Annotated in this window: 19 protein-coding genes; 16 read left to right on the top strand and 3 right to left on the bottom strand. The window is 43.7% G+C overall.

Annotated elements, in window-relative coordinates; translation table 11 throughout:
* Positions 1 to 205 precede the first annotated feature (205 nt).
* The 3 genes from B0181_RS11075 to B0181_RS11065 form a co-directional block, all read right to left on the bottom strand.
* Positions 206 to 472, bottom strand: coding sequence for a hypothetical protein (locus tag B0181_RS11075; RefSeq protein ID WP_078277553.1), 267 nt, complete (start codon positions 470 to 472; stop codon positions 206 to 208).
* A 125-nt stretch (positions 473 to 597) separates the two neighbouring features.
* Positions 598 to 1,017, bottom strand: coding sequence for a type II toxin-antitoxin system VapC family toxin (locus B0181_RS11070; RefSeq protein ID WP_078277552.1), 420 nt, complete (start codon positions 1,015 to 1,017; stop codon positions 598 to 600).
* Positions 1,018 to 1,022: 5 nt separating this feature from the next.
* Positions 1,023 to 1,385, bottom strand: a complete 363-nt coding sequence (locus B0181_RS11065) for a hypothetical protein (RefSeq protein ID WP_078277551.1) — start codon at positions 1,383 to 1,385, stop codon at positions 1,023 to 1,025.
* A 127-nt stretch (positions 1,386 to 1,512) separates the two neighbouring features.
* Between B0181_RS11065 and B0181_RS11060 the strand changes: the two genes are divergently transcribed.
* From B0181_RS11060 to B0181_RS10985, 16 genes are all read left to right on the top strand, one after another.
* A complete protein-coding gene (locus B0181_RS11060; RefSeq protein WP_078277550.1) occupies positions 1,513 to 1,770 on the top strand; it encodes a hypothetical protein in 258 nt (85 codons plus the stop codon).
* 9 nt (positions 1,771 to 1,779) lie between these two features.
* Positions 1,780 to 2,670, top strand: a complete 891-nt coding sequence (locus B0181_RS11055; protein ID WP_078277549.1) for a VirB8 family type IV secretion system protein — start codon at positions 1,780 to 1,782, stop codon at positions 2,668 to 2,670.
* Position 2,671: 1 nt separating this feature from the next.
* Entirely contained in the window at positions 2,672 to 3,490 is an 819-nt protein-coding gene (locus B0181_RS11050) for a TrbG/VirB9 family P-type conjugative transfer protein (RefSeq protein WP_078277548.1), read from the top strand.
* A gap of 10 nt (positions 3,491 to 3,500) precedes the next feature.
* On the top strand, positions 3,501 to 3,740 hold the full coding sequence (locus B0181_RS11045; RefSeq protein ID WP_078277547.1) for a hypothetical protein: 240 nt from the start codon (positions 3,501 to 3,503) through the stop codon (positions 3,738 to 3,740).
* A gap of 10 nt (positions 3,741 to 3,750) precedes the next feature.
* Positions 3,751 to 5,301, top strand: a complete 1,551-nt coding sequence (gene virB10 / locus B0181_RS11040; RefSeq protein WP_078277546.1) for a type IV secretion system protein VirB10 — start codon at positions 3,751 to 3,753, stop codon at positions 5,299 to 5,301.
* A gap of 214 nt (positions 5,302 to 5,515) precedes the next feature.
* Positions 5,516 to 6,658: an ATPase, T2SS/T4P/T4SS family gene (locus tag B0181_RS11035; RefSeq protein WP_078277545.1), complete on the top strand. Its 1,143-nt coding sequence runs from the start codon at positions 5,516 to 5,518 to the stop codon at positions 6,656 to 6,658.
* Between the two features lie 38 nt (positions 6,659 to 6,696).
* Positions 6,697 to 6,993 (top strand): hypothetical protein, encoded by a 297-nt coding sequence (locus B0181_RS11030; RefSeq protein ID WP_078277544.1) that lies wholly within the window; start codon positions 6,697 to 6,699, stop codon positions 6,991 to 6,993.
* A 9-nt stretch (positions 6,994 to 7,002) separates the two neighbouring features.
* Complete coding sequence (locus B0181_RS11025) at positions 7,003 to 9,033, top strand: type IV secretory system conjugative DNA transfer family protein (protein ID WP_078277543.1); 2,031 nt, start codon at positions 7,003 to 7,005, stop codon at positions 9,031 to 9,033.
* Positions 9,020 to 9,349: a hypothetical protein gene (locus B0181_RS11020; RefSeq protein WP_078277542.1), complete on the top strand. Its 330-nt coding sequence runs from the start codon at positions 9,020 to 9,022 to the stop codon at positions 9,347 to 9,349. Before B0181_RS11025 ends, B0181_RS11020 begins: the two co-directional genes overlap by 14 nt.
* A 16-nt stretch (positions 9,350 to 9,365) precedes the next feature.
* Complete coding sequence (locus tag B0181_RS11015) at positions 9,366 to 11,081, top strand: LPD7 domain-containing protein (RefSeq protein WP_078277541.1); 1,716 nt, start codon at positions 9,366 to 9,368, stop codon at positions 11,079 to 11,081.
* A 350-nt stretch (positions 11,082 to 11,431) separates the two neighbouring features.
* Complete coding sequence (locus B0181_RS11010; protein WP_078277540.1) at positions 11,432 to 14,197, top strand: YadA-like family protein; 2,766 nt, start codon at positions 11,432 to 11,434, stop codon at positions 14,195 to 14,197.
* Positions 14,198 to 14,280: 83 nt separating this feature from the next.
* Complete coding sequence (gene bamE, locus B0181_RS11005; protein WP_078277539.1) at positions 14,281 to 15,201, top strand: outer membrane protein assembly factor BamE domain-containing protein; 921 nt, start codon at positions 14,281 to 14,283, stop codon at positions 15,199 to 15,201.
* Positions 15,202 to 15,336: 135 nt separating this feature from the next.
* Positions 15,337 to 17,523 carry a DNA topoisomerase 3 gene (locus tag B0181_RS11000; RefSeq protein ID WP_078277538.1) on the top strand — a complete coding sequence of 729 codons (2,187 nt, stop codon included), beginning with the start codon at positions 15,337 to 15,339 and terminating at the stop codon, positions 17,521 to 17,523.
* 3 nt (positions 17,524 to 17,526) lie between these two features.
* Positions 17,527 to 18,261, top strand: a complete 735-nt coding sequence (locus B0181_RS10995) for a hypothetical protein (RefSeq protein WP_078277537.1) — start codon at positions 17,527 to 17,529, stop codon at positions 18,259 to 18,261.
* Between the two features lie 9 nt (positions 18,262 to 18,270).
* On the top strand, positions 18,271 to 18,516 hold the full coding sequence (locus B0181_RS10990; RefSeq protein ID WP_078277536.1) for a hypothetical protein: 246 nt from the start codon (positions 18,271 to 18,273) through the stop codon (positions 18,514 to 18,516).
* Entirely contained in the window at positions 18,513 to 22,511 is a 3,999-nt protein-coding gene (locus B0181_RS10985; RefSeq protein ID WP_078277535.1) for a zincin-like metallopeptidase domain-containing protein, read from the top strand. Before B0181_RS10990 ends, B0181_RS10985 begins: the two co-directional genes overlap by 4 nt.

Here is a 22,511-nt window from a genome sequence, read left to right as displayed (position 1 = left end):
AATTGGATAGTTATATTTTAGCATTTTTAAGCTAAAAATGCACGAAATTAAATGTAAAGAGGTGTGGCTCTCGGAGTCATCTTATCAGTGAACGCTGCAAGCGGTGTGGTTGGTGCTGGTAGAGCTGCTGCTAAGTCGATGCCAAAAATGCAAGGCGGCAACAAAATGAAGCCTGAAAGTCAGGGGAAGTAGTTTAAATATGTTTTTAGTTAAAAAAAGTGTATTTAACTATAAAGAAAATCACAGCTAAGAATCCAGCTGGTCGCAAAAAGGATTCTTTAATTGGAATGTCTTTTTTAAATTTCAGAAAGACGGAAGCGATAAACCAAATTATTGTTGCCACAATAATGAAAATATTTTTAGAACCAAGAAGTCCGAGAATGACAACCAAGCAGAATATCCAACCTAAAAAGTTGAAAGCATCGTATTCAGGATGATTGGTAACAACAACTTTAATTGGTTTCTCTGCCATGGCTCAATCCCTTATATGGTGGGGCTTAAAGATAGAAATTGGATAGTTATATTTTAGCATTTTTAAGCTAAAAATGCAAAAAGCTTGATTTTTAGATAAACAAAAAAAGCGTCCGATTCGGACACTTAGGTAAAAGGGTTAAAGATGCGTAAGCCGTCAATGTTTTGGAAGTCTTTAGTGTTGCGTGTGACCAGTATTAAGTCATGCGCTAATGCTGTGGCGGCGATGAGTGAATCAAACGATGGTCTAGGATTGGGAATGTGTAATGCAGCACAGCGTAAAGCAACTTTTTTGTTCACTGGCAAGGTTCTACTGGTGAAATTAAAACGCACTATATCAAGCCAAGATTGTAAAGCATCGGCTTTTACAAAGTCATTGTTATGTGCTGCCAATAATACGCCTTTTTGCAATTCAAAAAGCGTGATGGTGCTGATGAACTGTGAATCAGTTTCAGCGACTTTAAACCAATCAGCAACCCCTTTATTGACCTTGCCATTGCTGATTTTACGGATTTCAGAAACGATGTTGGTATCAAGTAAATACATGAAAATTATTCGTCATCACAAATTATATCAGCAAGTTTTGGGTCAAAACTCATACCTAGGTCGTACAGCGTCTTTGGTAATTCAAAAGGTCTGTGTTCCATTTCATCGTCATAGTATGAAAAGTCAGCCAAAATTTCATCTTCATCAAAAAAGCCAAGCTTTTGAGCGTCAAAATCCTGCTCAAGTCTTTTTAGATAGTAATCATATGACCGCTTTTTGGGCGTTTGTTTTAGCTGGATTTTTGGCTCGTTTACTTGATGGGAAACTAGATAACCTTTGTCAATCTGTCCATACTCCAAAAAAGCAAATACAGGATATAGATTGGCTGGCTGGATGGGTACGCCCAAAAAATTCATGTAGTTTGGCATAAATACCCCCTTGTTTGGTGGTTGGAATTATCAGCTACAGTATATCACAGATTGATAAGTTTTTACAAAAACGCCTTTTGAGCGGTTTAAATCAACTGTCCGAATTCGGACACTAAGGATGTAAATCATGAAACAAACTCTTTTACTCGCTGTCTTGGCATCAATCGTATTGGCTGGCTGTGTCAGCCAGCACAAGCTAACACAGCCTAGCGGTCGCTGGCAAGCGATCAATCAAGAAGGCTTTGTGCCAGCAGACGCTGATCGCTTTTATAAAGCGGTGGTAGAGCAAGCAGTCGCCGAAGTGGCTGCCGAATTCGCAGAACCAGTGTCCGAATTCGGACAGACTGATGCACTTGAATCCAATCAACCCACAGATGTGCAATAAGGAAGCTCCATGAGTCTTTTTAAGAAAAAACCCAAAGCTGAAAAAACAGCTAAAGTTGCCAAGCCAAAAAAGGTAACGCCAACCCAAGCAAGTCATGACTTTATCAATGCGTCCAAAGAGTTTGAAAAAGCACGCATCGGCGATATTGAAAAATCAAAAAGCCTAGCGTGGAAAGTCGCCGCTGGTGCGTGTGGCGTGGCGTGTACATCTGCTGTGGCATTGATGCTACTGACACCGCTAAAAGAAGTACGCCCTTATGTGATCCGTGTTGATAACAACACTGGCGCAACTGACATCGTCACCATGCTAGACACCCAAAGCACCACTGCTGATGAACAGACCGCCAAATACTTCTCGGCCATGTATGTGAAGCTGCGTGAAGGCTATGACTGGTACACCATTCAAGAGCAAATCAACCAGGCCATGCTGTTTTCTGATAGTAATATGCAGAATCAAATCAATACTAAGTTTGCTCGCCCTGATGCGCCGCACAAGATTTATAAGGAAAATCAGCGTGTCGAAATCAAAATCACTAACACATCAATCATTGATGACAAAGGCTTGATTCAGGTGCGCTTTACCAAGTCAATCGTGCCAACCAATGGCGGTAGCTGGGATGTGCAGAATCAGCGTATGAATCCAGCGCCAATCGTAACTAACCACATGGCAACCATTGGCTATGAGTATGTCAATGTACCAGCTGTCGATGATGTGCGCCTTGTGAACCCATTTGGCTTCACTGTTAAGACTTATCGTGTTGATGACTTTACCGCTGCTGGCAATACTGAAATTCCAGCTGTCGAAAATACTCAAATTGCTGCTGTTGCACCAGTTCAGCCAGTCGTTGCTGCACCAGTTCCAGTAGAAACCCCTGTAGAAGCAGCAACACAAGGACAATAAGATGAAAAAAGCATTATTAGCCACTGCCTTGGCTGCTATTGCAGCTATGACCACAGCCCATGCTGAACAGTTTGGCACTGTCATGGGTGCTGATACTCGTGTGCAGTATTTTAATTATAACGAAAACGATGTTTATACCATCAATACACACATCGGCAAGGCATCACTGATTCAGCTAGAAAATGGCGAATCGGTCGATGATGAAGTGTCTGCCCTAGGTATGGGCGATGCTGAAAGCTGGTCGCTGGCGGTCAAGGGTAATAACATTATTTTCAAACCGATCAAAGCACAGCCTGATACCAATATTGTGCTTGTGACCAATCGCCGTACCTATGCGTTTGATTTGCGCAATGTAGAACACGCAGCGCCAACTTATATCGCACGCTTTATTTATCCTGAAGTTGCTGAAGAAGCAACTGCAAAACCAGCTCAAAACACCATGCCAGCCACGCTACAGCAAGTGGGTGTGACTGCTGAAGGTCAAACTGTGTGGATCGATGCCAAATACAACATGGATTACCGCTACAAAGGCGCTAAAGCCCTGAAGCCAACAAATGTGTGGAATGATGGCCGATTCACTTATATGCGCTTTAACCACGGCGGTGACTTGCCAGCGATTTATCGTGTGCTACCTGATAACAGTGAAATGATCGTCAATCAGCATATCGAAAATGACACAGTCGTATTACAAGAAGTCAGCCCTGTCTATCGCTTGCGCTTTGGTCGCCAAGTCGGTGATGTAGCGAACTTAACTGTGCAAACGCCAGCATTTAACGAGACTAATACTAGCCAACACGACTTTGTGCGTGTTGATAGATAAGGGGTGAATTATGAGTAATTTTAATGGCGTAATCAAACGGTCAGTTATGCGTGAATTAAATGCTAATGTGGCAGCTGCAATGCGTACAAGCAGCCAAACTGAAGCGGGAAATCACGATTTGGATCTACAACAGCAAGCAGACGAGTCAGCTATGCAAGTGTCCGAATTCGGACACTCAAATCCAAATCACTTAGAAGAGCCGCCACGCTGTGAAAGCTGTGACGACAAAGCACAACAAATCAACCAATAAGGACTAAGCCATGACTGACCGCAACCATGATGACTTCCAAGACGACATCAACGCCAATGATGGCTTTGATTTGAATGATTTGGAATCTGAAGTACAAAAAGCACAAGCAGTTGAGCAAGCGGCTGCACAGGCTGCTGAAGAAAATATCATTGAACCTGATACTGGTGATGCCAATGAAAACCATGAAGCACCGCTGGCGGATGAAACCGTCACCGATGAAAGCACCCAAAAAGCCATTGATGAAGAAACTGTTAGCGAAGCGGCGGATGAAATGCCATCTGCTAACACCACAGGCCGAGAAGGCGGCAACAAGAAAAAGCTGCAACTAGCCGCTATGGCTGTTGCTGGCTCACTGGTGGCTTTGGTAGGTGTGGGTATTTCTGTTGGCAAATACAGTGATGCTAAAGAAGCAGAGCGAGTAGCACAAGCCGAAAAAGCAGCCCAAGAGCAAAAGAATATCGCCAACGGTGAAACGGTTAATATTGCTGCTGACCAAGCGGCCATGCTACCGCCGCCAGCATCGATGCAAAACGGCGATTTGGTGATTGAAGAGCGTACCGATGTTGCCGATACGACAACACCAGCTGTACCAGCTTCAACACCGAATTTGGCTTATGAGCCAGCACCGATGCCAGCAGCTGAACCTTATGTGCCAGTGGCAAATAGTGCTAGATCATCAGATAGCTGGGTGGCTGGTGTCGATTACCCAGCACCTGCGGTCATCCCTGATATGTCAGCACCAGCTTCAGCGGTAGAAGCAGATACTACAGCATCAGTGCCACAAACTATCGTTGAGTATCAAGAGCCGCCGCTCAAAGGCTCAACAACCCCTGTACTGCTTGATGTATCAGCCATTCGCCGTGTATCAGCTAATAACGCAGATAGTAATGGCAACGCTGGCAATGGCGAAAGTCGTGTGGGCGGTAATCTGAACCCAACTGTCTTGGCCAGTGCATCAGCACAGCGCCGTGGGTCTAGTAATTATCAGCTATTGCGTGGCGCAACCATCCCATGTGTGCTGGAAACTAAGATTGTCAGCACGCACCAAGGCTTTACTACTTGCCGTATCAGCCGTGATGTGTACAGCTCAAACGGTAAAACCGTTGTGCTTGAGCGTGGTACAAAAGTATTTGGCGAGCAAAATGTACAAATCAGCCAAGGTCAAAGCCGTGTTGCGATCCTATGGACACGAGCAGAAACACCAAAGGGCGTAACCATCAATCTTGATAGCCCTGCTACAGGCCAGTTGGGTGAAATGGGCGTGAATGCCAAAGTCAAAAACCATTTTTGGAAACGATTTGGTGGCGCAATCATGCTTAGCATGATTCAAGATGCTATCACGATTGGCACAAGCCGTCTTGAAGAAAATAATGACAGTGGCAACAACAACACAACGATCAACAATACTTCTAACACCGCCAGCAGCATGGCTGAAGAAGCGTTGAAAGGCACGATCAATATTCCGCCTACCGCCACGATCAATCAAGGCTCAATCATTAATATTATGGTTGCTCGTGACATGGACTTTGGGGATGTCTATGAAGTCAAGAAGCGCCGTTAAGAATTTAAGTCGCTGATGGTCAAGGGTACGCTATCGGCTAAGGGGGTGCTTATCGAGTAGCTTTAATTCAACAACGATATTTTTCATTACTCTTAATGGTTCGCTGCTCCATTTAAAAAAAGCAGCACCTAGCGAAAGCGAAAACACACAGTGTCCGAATTCGGACACTACCAAATTGCCAACAAACATAAGATAAGGCTTAGTAATCGTGACTATGACAATTCCGCCGATGCCAAAAGTGTTTACAGCTGCTGATTTTGACCGTTCATCCACGCTTAAGGGGATGCTGTCATCATTTGGCATCCAAGAACATTTAGACAATAAAGATAATACTGAAGTAATTATCAACCGCCCATTTGAGCTGTGGACTGAAAGCAACCAAGGCTGGAAGCGTTTTGATATGCCACGTTTAAGCTATAAGAATTTGATGGGCTTTGCGACAGCATTTGCTGCTTATAATAAGCTTGAAATCAACAAAGAAAATCCGATCTGTTCAGGCGTATTGCCTGAAGGCCAGCGTGGTCAGGTGGCTGTACCATCGGCTGTTGAGCGTGATACCGTATCTATCGTTATCCGCCAGCCAAGCATGAACCGCTTTAGCTTTGATGATTATGTCAATAGCGGCCGACTAGATGATTGGCAAGATGTATCAGCCTTTCAGACGGCAAACACGATTCTGCCAGCAAGCCAGTTAGCACAAGCGCTAGAAGAAGCCAAAGAAATTCAATATCTCAACGAATATTTGCGCATCCCTGATGATGTGCAGCTGCAACTGTTTGAATTGCGTATGCTTAAAGCCAAAGCAGATCGCAATGTGGGTGAATTCATCCGCCTAGCAGTGGAAAACAAACAAAATCTATGCCTAATCGGTGCGACGGGTTCAGGTAAAACGACTTTTACCAAGGCGATTTGTGACCTTGTGCCACATGATACACGCATCGTCACCATCGAAGATACGCACGAATTAGATTTGCCGCACCACAGCAACCGTGTTCACATGTTTTATAAGGATGTCACACCAAAAACGCTACTTAAAGCGTGTATGCGTATGAAGCCTGATCGCATTTTCTTGACAGAGTTGCGTGGTGATGAAGCTTATGACTATCTGAACGCCCTGAACACTGGCCACGGCGGTTCAGTGACCACGGTACACGCCAATGACTGTAACAGTGCTTACTACCGTATTGGCACGCTGATTAAACAATCAGAAATCGGCTCAAAGATTGAATTTGACCAAATTATGCGTGATGTGTACACCACGATTGATGTGATGATTTTCTTGAAATATACCAAAGTCACAGAAATGGCTTTTGATCCAGTGCGTAAAGCACGATTGTTGCAAGGAAAGTCGCTATGAAGATTCATTATTACTGATTATTTTTTTAAGGATGCACCATGAAAAGAACCGAATTACAAAGACTTGAAGATGAGATTTTAATCTTTGAGGATAACCGTGACATTTTGAATCAATTGGTACACAAATTGCTCAAAACCTTCATCAAAAAACATGAAGACATGGACATGCAGATCGAATTAAAAGGTATTGAAGGGTCGATCAGTCCTGAGAATGGCGCCGAATTGCACAAAATCACTTTGGTTGCCAAACGCAAATTTGCAAGAGTTTCTAAGGGTGTTGTAGATAGCTATAAGCTTAAAAAACACTGTGAAGCCAAAGAGCGCTCATATCGCTAAGGCACTGCCATGAAAGAAAAAACAGTCAAAGACTATATCATCTTATTTGCTATTGTGAATCTGCTATTGATTCCAGCGGCGTTTTATTTCGCCAACTGGTTTTTTGGCTACTGGCAAGATGTGCCAGCTGACTATGTCGGCTTTAGTACGCTCTCACAATATCAAGCTGCTTATGGCAGCAATCCCAATGTTGCGCAAGCCATTAGCCTATCAAAGCTGGCTGGCTTTGGCGCATGGCTAATGAGCAATGTATTTTTGGGTGTGGCGCTATTCGCCAAGCCAAAGCGTGAGCTGCATGGCTCGGCAAAGTTTGCCAATATGCACGAAGTCAAAAAGACTGGTTTTATTCTGACCCCAAAAGAACAACAAGAAAAATTCGCCAAAAAACCATCAAATCCATCGGTGCTTGTGGGCAAGTACAAGGATAAATTTTTGGAATTTTTTGGTAATGAATTTATCTTTGTTGCAGCACCAACTCGTAGCGGTAAAGGTGTTGGTATCGTTATTCCAAACTTGCTGCACTATCGTGATTCGGTGGTTGTACTCGATGTCAAAAACGAAAACTGGGATATTACCGCAGGCTTTCGTTCACAGTTTCAAGAGTGCTTTTTGTTCGCTCCAAAAGCGGCTGACCGTAAGTCACATCGATATAATCCCTTAGATTATATTGACCGTGACCCAACAAACCGCATGGGCGACATTCAAAACATCGGCAACATCATGTATCCAGCTGATGGGGATGATGCGTTTTGGCAAGCAGCAGCGCAGCGCCTGTTTACTGGCTTAGTACTGTATATGCTAGAAACCCCAAGCCGTCCATGCACAATGGCAGAATTGGTTAAGCTTGCCACGCCAAACAAGCCATTAAATGAATGGATTGAAGAAATCATCGTTCAGCGCAAAGGTCAAAAAGCTGACCCTGAAAAGGGTGTCGAAGCCATCGAAGCCACGCCGATTGAAGTTTTCTATAAAGATGGCGTTGAAATCCCATTCACCGAAAACCGCAAAGGTATTGAAGTGCGTAAAGAAGTACGCCCCTTGTCGGTTGAATGTGTTGAAGCCTTGATGTCATTTGCTGGCAACGCATCTGATAATACTAGAGCTGGTATTCAGTCATCACTGATGACACCGCTTAACATCTTTACTGACCCAATGGTCGCCGCTGCTACTTCAGCATCTGACTTCAGGTTGGATGAAGTGCGCAAGAAAAAAATGTCAATTTTTGTGGGTATTCAGCCAAACGAATTGGCACGCTTTGATAAGCTGTTGAACCTATTTTTTAGCCAGCTTATCAACCTAAACACTCGTGTCTTGCCTGAACAAGACCCAAGCTTGAAATATCAATGCTTGGTGTTGCTGGACGAATTCACGGCGCTTGGTCGTGTGGATATTATTAACAAAGCGGTTGCATATATCGCTGGCTACAATATGCGCCTAATGCTGATTTTCCAAAACAAATCACAGTGTGAACAGTATTACACTCGTGAAGGCACACAAACCATGCTATCTAACATGGCGTGTCAAATCGTATTTGCACCACGAACCATTGATGATGCCAAGTCATACAGTGAATTATTGGGTACAGAAACCGTCAAGGGCAAGTCGATTAGCCGCAACAAGGGCAAAGGCGGCGGTGGTAGCGTATCTACCAGTGACCAAAGCCGTGCGCTGATGTTGCCACAAGAGCTAAAAGAGCTTGACCAGTCTAAAGAGATTGTGCTGTACAACGCCGAAAAGCCAATTTTGTGTGACAAAATCCGTTACTACAACGAACCAGTGTTCACCAGCCGCATCAATAAACCAGTGCGTCCTAATAGCCTACCGCCTGAACTTGATGTGATGGCTGTACTGGATGTGATGCGTGGCATCGTTCGTGATGACACCACAGAAGATACTTTGCCATCAGCACAAGATATGTTGCACAAACCTGAATGGAAAGATTGGTTGGGTTTGACCACAGCAGCCATCGGCTTTGACCCTGATTTTATCAGCGCAGCTATTGCTAACATGAAAAAAGGTGCAGCTCATGTACAAGCTTGATAGGAAAAATCGCCATGCAAGGCTGTTCACAGACGATGAAACGCAAACCACAACTTTACAGCTTTTTTGTCGTAAAAAAGAGCGTGTTTGCTTGATTATTGACCACAGTCATCCAATGGCTGACGCTGCTAAAGTGCGCATTTTTATGGTAACACGCATCGCATTTTGGCATTGTCAAAAGTCCAATAATCATGCCGCTAACATGGCTTTTATTGAGCGATTTTATCAAGATGCAGAATCAGCTTTAGCTTATATCTCACCTTGTGCCAGCTATTCGCACCATGGTAAACAGGTGATTGTAAAGCCGTCCATTTAAACACAAGGAATTTAATATGGCAGAACCAGAGCCAAAAACAACAACAGGCACGATTATTCGCCACGGCGAAGCGCCTTATCAACATGACCCAAACAACAGTACTAATTACTTTGTTGAAGTTGAAATTGAGAAAGATAAGTTTGAAACGCTTTGGGGTGTTCAGCTCAAAGAATTGGTTGAAAACCAGCAGCTTGAAGTTGGCGAAAAAGTAAGTTTTCATAAATTTAAGCAAGAAGCTGGTGCAAACCGATGGGAAGCTGCACGCTTTTTTGAAGCAGAAAAACTTGAAAATAGTGTTGAGCGTGACTTTGAACAAGAAAAAGTGGCTGACCAAGCGTCCGAACTCGGACAGTCGAAAGTCAAACAGTCAGCTGACTATGGCACTGATGATGCTGAATACATTGTACCAAACGCCATCCGTAACCGTTATTTGTCGGTAGCAGTGAATAAGTACACTGATTCGCCAATGGTGAAGTTCTATGAGCGTGAAAATCCAGCATCTGTTGCGTTTGAAGATCGTGGCGATAAGGGCTTACACACCAGTAAATCCGATAAAGACACAGTGACTGCCATGCTGGATATGGCACAATCTAAGGGTTGGGAATCTATCAAGCTGAAAGGTTCAGAAGACTTTAAGCGTGAAGCGTGGATGGAAGCGCAAATGCGTGGCATCAAAACCAAAGGCTATGAGCCATCTGAAAAAGATAAGCTTGAGCTACAAGCACGCCAAGCAGAGCGCACAAGCAACCAAATTGAAGCGACTAAGATTGGCACTGTTTATACCAAATCTGCTGACCAATCAGCTGCACCAGCTGAACAAGTCACTGAACCAGCGCATACAGCTGACCAACTGCCCGAATTCGGACAGTCAGCACAAGCAGCAGAAGATGAAGTAAGCCAAGATCCGCAAGCTGCTGGCTACCTAAAAGGCTGGGATTATGATACTGAAGCTGGCAAAGCAGCATATAGTCACTGGCTGGCTGTAATGCAAGCTGAAAAGAACCGTGGTGTATCAGAAGTTGAAATGTCTGACTATATCAGTAGCTTGCAAGAAAGAATCCGTGCATTTGATATGGATGCTGATGCCAAATTGACTGATGAAGTACTTTACGAAAAATACCATGAAGGCTTAGAAAATGGTGAAATTAGTGCATCGATGTCATGGGAAGATTACCGTGATGATTGGCGTGAGGCCTTTGCTGAAGCTGACCGTGAAGCAGAAATTCAAGCAGCAGAACAACACCGTGACCTAAAAAAAGTTGAAACAGAAGCCTATGTACGAGCGGAAGAATTCCAGCGTGGTCGTGATATTGACCCTGACTTAGATATGAATGTTGCTGGCGAAGCTGAACGCTTCAAAACTGATGTTGTAGCTGCCCCTAAAGTGGCTGGCATGACTCAAGCTAAAGTAACACAAAAAGTTGAAGCGGCATTTGACCGCAAAATTGACGGTTCAATGGCCGCCGCCAAGCGTGATGACTTCAAAAAAGATTTTGAAGAAAACAAGGCTAAGCTTAATGACAATGACAAAGTCAAAGTCGAAGCCGTGCGCCGTATTTTGGATTATCTGCACAAAGACAATCCAAAAGAGCTGCAAGCCAGCTATGACAAGCTGAACACTGCCATGAAGAATGGTGAAATCAGCAAATTACCTGATGTGCCACAGCAAGTGGTACAGCAAAGCATTGAAATTCAAGCACCAACACAATCCAACAAAGATAGGGGGCGTTAATGAACACTGATGACCGAATCGCTATGCTGGAAGCTGAAATACAGCGTCTAAATGTCATTATCCAAGGCTTATGGCGCAACCAGTACAAAACACAAAAATTTTGGTGGGCAATTTGGCGCAAACAGCCAAATCAGCCTTAAAGATCAACAAAAAGAAGGATGCTGGCTATGAAAAATGAATAGATAAAGTATGTCTATTATATGTATAAAAGGCATACTATAAATGTACAACTAATCCGTCCGATTCGTACAAAATGGGATGGCTTGCACCCCATCCGCCAAGATAACAGTGCAAGCCATCGATGCTAACAATGTAGTCATAAGACTACAAAATTAACAAGGTATATTGTAATGAACAAAATCTTTAAAGTAAAACGCAATTCAGCTGGTCAATCGGTTGTAACTTCGGAAATTGCAAAATCGCACGGTCGAGTTTTGGCATTAGCTGTTGCTGCCGCTATTACAAGCCATTCCGCCGTCGCAACAACGGTATATTCAACAACCAGCCCCGAAGTTAAATTTGATAACAAAAACACCATTTTAATTGGAGCGAATTTACAAGTTGAAACTGAAACAGGTTATAACTCTTCTAATATCTCAATTGGTAACAACTCCAAAATCTATGATTTGTCTGATTCGCTTTCGATTGGTAACAATAATATTTTAGGTAATCAATCTACATTAAATAGTGGAAATCAACCTGTAAGAGCCATTGCGATTGGCTCGGATAATACGGTAGGCGGTCACTCTATTGGCATTGGCGCTGGTACAATATCAAATGCAGTTTTTAGTATTGCTATAGGTGATAAGGGGACATCCGCGGATGCAGCCACAACTGCCACAGGTTTTGGTAGTATCGCCATAGGCGCCGATGCTAAAGCCCTAATAGCGCCAGATCCGATTTCTGATGCTACACGCAACATTGCTATTGGCTCAAGTAGTTTTACAAATGCAAAAGAAGCTATTGCATTTGGCTACAATGCTAATGCCACACATGCTAATTCAGTTGCTCTAGGTTCTAACTCGGTAACCGAAGCCCCTGTTTCTACAAATAGTGTTACTAATAATGGGATTAAATATACCTTTGATGGCAGCAAAAGTGGTGCGGTGGTGTCTATCGGTCACGAAACTGGCAGCAATACTGTAAAGCGTCAAATTGTCAATCTTGCAGCTGGGCGAGTGTCTGACAATTCTACCGACGCAGTAAATGGTAGCCAACTATTCGCTGCTGTCAGCACATTGGGCAATGTCGCTACCACTGCCAAAAATATCCTTGGCGGTAATGCAGCTTTGGCAGCAAACGGCACAATCTCAATGACCAATATTGGTGGCACTGGTCAAAATACTATTCATGACGCTATTGCTTTTGTAAACGCAAAACAAGGGGGTGCGGCAGTTAATGTTGTTCAAGGTGATGGTGTTACAGTTACTAACGCTACAGTTAATGGTGAAAAAACCTTTACTGTTGGTCTATCAGACGCAACCAAAGCAAACATCACCAAAGCCCAAACCGATGCAGCAAAAGGTATCGCCGATGCTAAAGCCGCTGATGCTAAAGCTGTTGCAGCTCAAAACACTGCAAATGCAGCAAATACCACTGCTCAAGCGGCAAACACTACAGCTAACCGTGTAGCAGCAACCACTTATACCTTTAGTGTGGCAAACGGTCAAACCGCTGCCACTACAACCACTGGCACAGCCGACACATGGCGAACCACAGCAGCGGATAGTCTAACTTTGGGCGCAACCACAGACCTTTCTGTATCTACAGATGGTGCTGGTAAAGTGATTTATGGTCTATCAGACGCAACCAAAGCAAACATCACCAAAGCCCAAACCGATGCAGCAAAAGGTATCGCCGATGCTAAAGCCGCTGATGCTAAAGCTGTTGCAGCTCAAAACACTGCAAATACTGCCGTAACTAAGGCTGATGCAGCACAAGCAACCGCTGATAAAGCAGCAAAAGACATCAAAGCCCTTGATGACATTGTTGTCAAATATGACAGCGCAGCCAAAGATACAGTCACCCTTGGCGGTGCTGATGGTACAACCATTACCAATGTTAAAGATGGCGCTATCACCGCTGACAGCAAAGATGCGGTGAATGGTGGCCAGTTGTATGCAGTCAAAGGTGTTGCTGATACTGCCAAAGCTACCGCTAATGCAAACAAAGTTGCCATTAGTGCTTTGGATGACAAAAAGGCAGAAAAATCAGCCTTGGCAGCAACCGATGCAAAAGTTAAAGCTAATGCAGATGCTATTGCCAAAGGCTTTAATGTAAAAACATCTGATGCCACAAGCACAAATTATCAGCTTGGGGATACCGTATCAATCCTTGGCGGTAAAAATATTGATACCACAACAACCGCTGATGGCATCACTGTGTCTTTAAAAGATGACATTGCGGTTAAAACCATCGCTATTGACGGTTCAACTGTTGGACTATCTGCAACTGGTATTAATGCTGGTGATTTGAAAGTAACAGGTGTAGCTGACGGCGCTATCACCGCTGACAGCAAAGATGCGGTGAATGGTGGCCAGTTGTATGCAGTCAAAGGTGTTGCTGATACTGCCAAAGCTACCGCTAATGCAAACAAAGTTGCCATTAGTGCTTTGGATGACAAAAAGGCAGAAAAATCAGCCTTGGCAGCAACCGATGCAAAAGTTAAAGCCCTTGATGACATTGTTGTCAAATATGACAGCGCAGCCAAAGATACAGTCACCCTTGGCGGTGCTGATGGTACAACCATTACCAATGTTAAAGATGGCGCTATCACCGCTGACAGCACTGATGCTGTAAACGGCAGCCAATTGTTTGATGTTTATAGCTATGTGAATCACGGCAATGACGCCATGCGTCAGCATATCAATACAGTCGAAGATAAGCTGCAAGCTGGTATCGCTGGCTCTAACGCATCGGCGGCTTTACCGCAAGTGCGTGGCAATGGCAAGTCAATGATGGCGTTTGGCTTGGGTGGTTTTCAAGACAAAGGTGCATTGGCGGTCGGTTATAGTCGTTCAAGTGACAATGGAAGAACCATTTTTAAAGCACATCTGAATGCAGACACTGAAAAACAAATCGGTGGCGGCTTGGGTGTGGGCTTTGAATGGCAATGACATTGTTTTAACCCTTTTGCCCGACTCAAATCTGCATCCTTTTTGGGTTGGGCAATCCTAAATTTTAAAAAAAAGGTATTGTTATGAAAAATTTTAAAATGTTATTCGCTTCAATGGCGGTTATCGCCACTATGACTGGCTGTGCAGCTGTTAAAGATGCAGCCGAACCAGTAACCAGCCAGCTACCAACTTTGCCAAGTTTTGATAAAAAGATGAATGAAATTGCATCAGCCAATGGCTTGATCGAATTTCCAGCCATCGAAAAAGCCAAGTTTTCAACCAACAACTACAAAGGTAGTTGGGTAAATTGGGACAATGTGGCTCAAGTTGAACACCAAATGAGTAAAGATCAAGTGCGCCAACTGATCGGCAGTCCGCATTTTAGCGAAGGCCTGTGGGGTGTACATGAGTGGAACTATGTATTCAACTACCGTGATGCCAATAATCAGCATCAAGTATGCCAATTCCAAGTGCATTTTGATGACAATATGCTAGTCGAAGCGTTCTACTGGTCGGATAAATCTTGCGAAGAACAAGCTAAGTCAAAATCAGCCGTAGCACCAACCATTATCAATAACATTGTTCAGCAAACACCAGCTGCACAAGCAGCTGAACTTAAAGAAAACTTTAAGTTATCAGTCGATGCGCTATTTGCATTTGATAAATATGCCATGGGTGATATGCGTGTCGAAGGTCGTGTAGTGCTAGACTCTTTGGTCAGCGCCATCAAAAACTATGAATCCAAAGGTCGTGTTGGTGTTTATATCATCGGTCATACTGACCACTTAGGTGATGAAAGCTACAACCTTGATTTGTCGAAAAAGCGTGCTGATACTGTCGCTGGCTATCTGCTATCTAAAGGTGTGAAGCCTACTAGCCTAACTGCTGTCGGCGCTGGTGAATATCTGCCAGTCAAGCAATGCCATAGCGGCACTCGCTCACAACTGATTGACTGTTTGACACCAAACCGCCGTGTAGAAGTGCAGATTTACACTTATAACTAATCCGTCCGATTCGGACAAAATGGGATGGCTTGCACCCCATCCGCCAAGATAACAGTGCAAGCCATCGATGCTAACCATGTAGCCCAATAGAAAAACTATTGAGCTATTGAGCTACAAAATTAATAAGGATGTATCATGCGTCTATTTATCGCAGAAAAGCCTGATTTAGGGCGTGCCATCGCTGCAGGCATCGGCGGCAACTGGCAAAATCATAAAACTCACATGACTAATGGGAATGATACAATCAGCTGGTGCTTTGGCCATATGCTAGAGCTTGCAGACCCTGAAGATTATGACCCTAAATATAAAAGTTGGAATTTGGCAGATTTGCCATTCGCTCATCTGCCAGTCAAATACAAAGTGCCGTCTGATAAAAAAGCACAAGTCAAAGTCATTGAAGAGCTTATCAATCAAGCAAGCGTTATCGTGAACGCTGGCGACCCTGACGAAGAAGGGCAGCTATTGATTGATGAGCTTTTGCGCTTTTTGGGTAATAGCAAGCCAGTGATGCGTGTGCTGATCAATGACAACAATGCCAAAGTCGTTGCCAAGGCGGTAGCCAATTTAAAGCCAAACAGCGAATTTGAACACATGGGCTATAAGGCTGAAGCTCGCCGCATTGCTGACCAGTTGTACGGCTACAATCTTACTCGTGCTTATACGCTACAACACCAAGCCAATGGTGGTCAAGGCGTTGTTACCATTGGGCGTGTACAAACGCCAATTTTGGGCTTGGTGGTACGCCGTGACCGCGCCAACTCAAGTCACCAAAAAAGTTACTATTACAAAGTGCATGGTGATATGGCTATCGGCGGATTAAATTTTCGTGTGGGTTACTTCACTACCGAAAATGACCCAATCGATGACAAAAAACGCCTGACAGATAAGGCGTTTGCTGATGCAGTTGCAGCTCACGTCACAGGCAAAAAAGCCACAGTCATCAAGTCAGAAACCAAGCCAAAAGAAACATCACCGCCACTGCCTTATAATCTTTTGAAGCTGCAACAAGAGTGCAGCCGCCGCTTTGGCTATAAACCTGATAAAGTCATGCAGATCACGCAGTCTTTGCGTGAAAAGCATCAGCTGATCACCTACAACCGTTCGGACTGTGAATATCTAAGTGATGAACAGTTTGATGATGCGCCAGCGGTGCTACAAGCAATCGCCCAAACCCTGCCAAATGCCGTGTCAGTAGTCAATGCTGCCAACCCAAGCATTAAAGGTAAGGCATTTAATTCAAGCAAGGTATCAGCGCACCATGCGATTGTACCGACTGAAGCGACTGTCAGCTGGCACAGCCTTAGCACCGAAGAACAAAATGTGTATGGCTTGATTGCCAACCGTTATATCTTGCAGTTTTACCCTAACTACAAGTATGACGAAACATCAATCGTGATCGATGTGAATGGCAAGCAGTTTGGCGGCCGTGCAACCATCCAAACCAGTGCTGGCTGGAAAGCTGTTGGCGCTGATGATGGTGACGAAGAAGAAACCGATGACAATGTGGTCAGCGGTGACATTAGGGATATTGTCGCTAATATGAGCGGACAATGCACCGCAGCACAAGCCACAGCCTACGAAACCAAACCGCCAGCACTATACACCATTTCAACCCTGATGGGTGATTTGGCACGAGCTGCCAAGTATGTCAAAGACCCTGACTTGGCAAAGGTTTTGAAAGAAAAAGACCAAGATAAGGCTGGTGAACATGGCGGCATCGGCACATCAGCGACACGCTCAAGCATCATTGACGGCTTATTTAAGCGTGGGTTTATCGCTGAAAAAGGCAAAAATGTGATCAGCACCAAACTTGGTCAAGACCTATACGACTTTGCCGCTGATATTGTCAAATATCCTGATATGTCTGCCATTTGGTTTGAGCAGCAAAAAAGCATTGCCAGCATCAATGACGCTTACCGCTTTGTTGAATTGATGATGCAAGATGTGGTTAATGGTGAAGTTGAACGCCTAAAAGCCAGTAGCTTTAGCGCTGGTGAAAGCCATCCATGCCCTAAGTGCGGTCGTGCTTTACAGCGGCGCAAGGGTCAATATGGTGTATTTTGGGCGTGCAGTGGTTATCGTGATGAAGTCAATCCATGTAAACACACAATGGATGATAAAGCTGGCAAGCCAGTTGAGAAAAAGCCCAAAGCACAAGCTGAAACCACAGAATATTTGTGCAAAACTTGCGGCAGCCCACTGATTAAGCGCACAGGTGTTGGTAAAAACAAAAAACCTTATGTGATGTACGGCTGTTCAGGTTTCCCAAAATGCAAAACTAGCTACTGGGAAAAAAATGGCCAACCTGATTTTGGGGGTTAAGTCATGTCAAAAGCTGCATTACTTGACGCTGAAATTGAAGCATGGCTGGCCAAAGGCAATAAGATTACTTCAATGCCTGATGTCAAACCGCTGGTGTATAACGGCAACGCCAAACATGAAATGGTGCGCCAGCTTCAGCTGGGCGATAAGTCGATGGATGAATTAATGGCAGTGCTTGGTGATGAACGCACGGTGATGAATGCGTATAAAGCTTTACGCCGCCAGCACGCCAATATCTTCAAGGTTGGCGATATGTTCAGCCTTGATGTACCGCCGCAGCCAAAATCGCTCGAATTCGGACACTTGCGCAACTATTCTGAACGCCAAATCGCCAAGCTTGTGGCTGGTTTTTATCTCAATTCTAAGCATTTATTGGTTATTAATAATCTGAAATGGTCAGGTTATGAGTGTGATTTATTCGCCGTGTCTCCATCGATGCGCCCCATTGAGTTCGAAATTAAAGCATCACGGCAAGATTTTTTTGCTGATGCTGAAAAAGAAAAATGGAAAAAACCGCTCAATGTTTGGAAGCATTATTACATCATGCCGCAAAACATCTACAGTGAAGATCTACTTGAGCGTAGGCCGCACAAAAGTTCGGGCATTTTGCTCATTGATGATAATAACCGCATCAAAGAAGCGATCAAGGCACAAACAATGGCCGATACCCACATCAAAGTAGCTGCGCTACTTAATATTACCCGTCTGCTAAGTGTTCGACACTGGCATGACCAATAAGGATCAAATGTGAATACAGAACAAGTCAAAGATTTAACCCTAGAAGCCGCGCTTGCCAGCTTCCAAGCGGCAACTATGCCAAGTCTTGAAGTACAAGACTGGGATGATGTCGATGTTGATGACGAAGACCCTATGGCGGTGATGGTGCTAGAAGTATCAGCCGAATATGCCGAATCTGTCGGTGCTGAAGCCGCTGATGAAGATGATTTTGCTACACATGGTGATTGGGAAGCGATCGAAGGGGAAGAAGAATGAATGATACTACTAAAAAATTAGATGATTTTGGTGAAGTCATCCACGGTGCGAAAAAACATAATTTTGCTGACTTAGATTTGTCTAATGAAGATACCAAAAAACTGCCATTTTCAAAGCTATGGCCAAAATCGGAAATTGACGCCATCGAAGATGCGATGGTAGCCGCTGTTGCTCACCATGCTAGAAATTCAATACCTACCAAGCCAAGAAAATCATTAGCAAAAGAAAGATGGTTTCAAAAGCTTGAAGCCGCCCAAACAGCAGTTTCTTGGCTGATAGCACACCCTGAAAGCAGCAAAGATTTTCTTGAAAAGCTAGAAGCTGGCACTTGGAATGATAGGCTTAGCGCCTTTGCTATTCAAATGATGGCACAAACTGACCGCAAACATTGGGATAAGATGGCTTTTGATGTCCGACTTAGCCAATTTATTATTCAAATTGGCAGTGAAAATCACAGATTCAATGTGGCTGATGTTAGTACTGCCAACATTGCTGATGTGGTCACTGCCATGAAGCCAGCTGTGCAAGAAGCTTTGGCAAATTTTCAAGAAGCACCGCCAAAACAAAAAGAGCTGCAATTTAGCGTTTATAGAAACACCGCTACAAATGAAATTTTTATTGCTGTTAAGTCTGATAAGCATAAAACACCGCTAATTAATTTTGATACTGTCGAAGAAGCAAGAAATTATCTGCGCAATGAAGATGCCGATATTCGCCGTGAAAATGTTGAAAATCTTTATCAGTTGTGGCAAGAACACAAAGAACTAAACAACATCGTCAAAGCAGATATGCGTTCAGCTGAAAATACTGCACGAATAGGTATGGGATATCGTGATGGCCGTGATATTACGCCTGAAGAATTTTTGCAAACTTTCAATGTTCGTGGCGGTCAATTTGGCAATTGGGTAAAGGGTGACGAACGCCAAGAACACTTAAATCAAGCCTATGATGCCTTTATGGACTTGTCCAAAGCTGCCAATATTTCCCCATCCGCCATTGGCTTGAATGGCGAACTTGGTATTGCATTTGGTGCTAGGGGTTCAGGCTGGGCGGCTGCTCACTATGAAACAGATCAAAAAGTGATTAATCTCACAAAAACCAAAGGTGCTGGCTCGTTAGCCCACGAATGGTGGCACGCTCTTGACCATTATTTAGGCGATAAAGACTTGGCAACTCGTGACATCACAACAATCCGCCCTGAAAATATGCGTCATGCTGAATTATCAACGGCGTTACAAGCACTACTAAAAGCAACAAGCAACACAGGACTGCAACAACGGTCAATAAAAGCAGATGGTTATAGAAACAAGCCTTACTTCGGCACTTATGTCGAAATGACCGCTAGAGCATTTGAAAGCTATATTGCCAATAAACTGGCAGAACAAGGCATCAAAAATGATTATTTGGTGAATATTGCCAAATTTGAAGAATGGAAAAGAAATCCTGATGCCTATGTCTATCTTAAAGATGATGAATTAGAAGCATTCAGCCAAGCTTATGACCATGTATTTGATAAACTGGCTGAAGTTGATAAAAGCTTCCAGCGTGAAGCTAGAGCAATGACAGCTGAACAATTGCAAGAATTGCAAAGCAATCTTGATAGAATCAATGATTATGAGCCTGACAACAACCAATTTGCCGCTTTTGCCTATGTACAATCTGCACACATTGCAAAGCTGCCATCTGACCGACAGCTGGCGGCATCTGAACAAGCTTTAGAATGGATACACGAAGTGTACCGTGGCAGCTTCTCATTTAAAAATATGATTAATTCCTTGCCTGACCAAGAATTAGCGGCACAAATTGGCGTATATGCCAATACACCAAAAGAAGATTGGCGATATATTGACAAAGTGGCTGTTGAAATGGATGTGATAGAAGTGCATATCACAAATGGCGAAGTCAGACGGCAAATGTTCAGCACCAATCTAGCAAATGCAACCGAATGGGTCGCTGAAAATTCACACTCATTCATTGAACAAGCCAAAGCAGCAGAACAAGCTTCTTTGGCTGAAAAATCGGTTGAAGCCACTAGCGAAGTTGTTACACCAGCACCAGCAGAACAAGCACAGGTCATTGTACAAACTCAAGATAAGGTATCTGCTATTCGTGCAATGGCTGATGAATACATGGTTGCTAATGGCTTTACTGTTGAAAATGGCAACTATAAATACATTAGCGCCAATGGTGATGACCGAAAGGTTGTGGATTTTGACGGTATATATCATAGTGTGCATGATAAATTGCCTGACAATTTTATTATGTCAGATTTTCATAGCACAATGATGAAAGTTGGCTGGTACGAAATCCATGACTTTAAAAACCCAACTGTCAAATCAGCTGAACAAGTCACTGAACCAGTGCAGACAGCTGACCAACCGCCCGAATTCGGACAGTCAGCAGATATGGATGCGCCATCGGAAAATGAAAAAGAATTGCCGCCACAGCATCCTGTCGAAATTCCAGCAGATGATAAAGGTAGCAAGCTTGGCTCTAGCAAGTCTGATGAATACTTGCAAAAAATCGCTGACCGAATTTTGGAACAAGTGAAAAATAATAAAGCACCGTGGCAGATGCCTTTTGAAGCTGGCACAGTTAATAATGTGCTGCCTGTCAGCGGCGCAAGTGGCACGCCATATAAAGGGCTAAACTCTATCAATTTGATGGTGCAAGCATCAATCAATGGTTATAACGATAACCGTTGGTTTACTTACAACAACGCTCAAGAAGCTGGCGGTCAAGTGCGCCGTGGCGAGAAAGGCACACAGATTCATTTTTGGCATATTCCTACCAAAGAAGATGTCGAAAAAGAACAAACAAAAGCCGCCGCTGAAGGTCGTGAACCGAAAAATCTGTCGCCGAAATTGCGAATTTATACGGTATTTAACGCTGAACAAATCGATGGTCTGCCTGAACGCCAGTTGAATGAAACTCTTCTAACCAAATTTGAACGCCACGAAAAAGCGGAATCAATCTTAGAAAATTCAGGGGTGCGCATTGACCACACACCTGAAAAAACTGGCCATTATTCAGCACATTACAACCCAAGAACCGATACAATCACTTTGCCACAGCGTGAATTGTTTGTGTCAGAAGATGCTTATTATGCCACGGCTTTGCATGAGCTGGCGCACTCCACAGGCCATGAAAGCCGCTTAAATCGTGATTTGAGTGGTGCATTTGGCAGTTATTCATACGCTAAAGAAGAACTGCGTGCAGAAATGGCTAGCATGATGATTGGCCAAGAACTACAGATTGGTCATGATCCAACCAACCACTATGCTTATTTGCAATCTTGGGCGGCGGTGATTGAAAATGATCCAAAAGAATTTTTCAAAGCTGCAAAAGATGCTGACCTAATCACCAAATATGTTTTAAGCTTGGATAAAACCAAGGAAAAGGTAGCAGAAGTTGAGCAGCGACAAGGCGTTGAACAAGCGGCTGAAGTAATCGCACAATCAACACCAGCCAAACATAGTTTGTTTGTTGTACCTAATGATATCCAAGAACAGTTTGGCAAAGATGTTGCTAAATTAAATAGCACAATGGTCAGCTATCCAAGACCTGTTCAAACTAAGATGCCGCCAGTGCTTTTGGCGTTGGACGGCTATAATGGATTATCGGTTAAAGATTTGCCGCTTGAATTGGATAGATACACCTTGCTTAAAATGCAAGGAAAAGTAGCTGGCAAAGATGATATTTCTCACACCTTATCTCTCGATGATATAAGTAAATTGTTAAAAGAAATTCATGACCCTGTGGCTGTGGTGAAAGCTGATAATGGAGTTGGTTTGGTGGTTTTAACTTCTATTGAAACCAAACATGGTGACCCTATTATCGTGCCAATTCATCTTGAAAAAGAAAAAGGCAAGTATGTTTTTCATGATATGGCATCAGCTTTTGGTCATGTAAATTTGGAAGGTTGGTTGCATAATTCACCAATTGGAAAAGAGAACCCACGCTGGCAAAATATTGTAGGGGCTGTACTAGATTAG

The organism is Moraxella caviae, from assembly GCF_002014985.1.
In the GTDB taxonomy this organism is placed as follows: domain Bacteria; phylum Pseudomonadota; class Gammaproteobacteria; order Pseudomonadales; family Moraxellaceae; genus Moraxella; species Moraxella caviae.
This window is presented reverse-complemented; position numbering and strand designations above follow the sequence as displayed.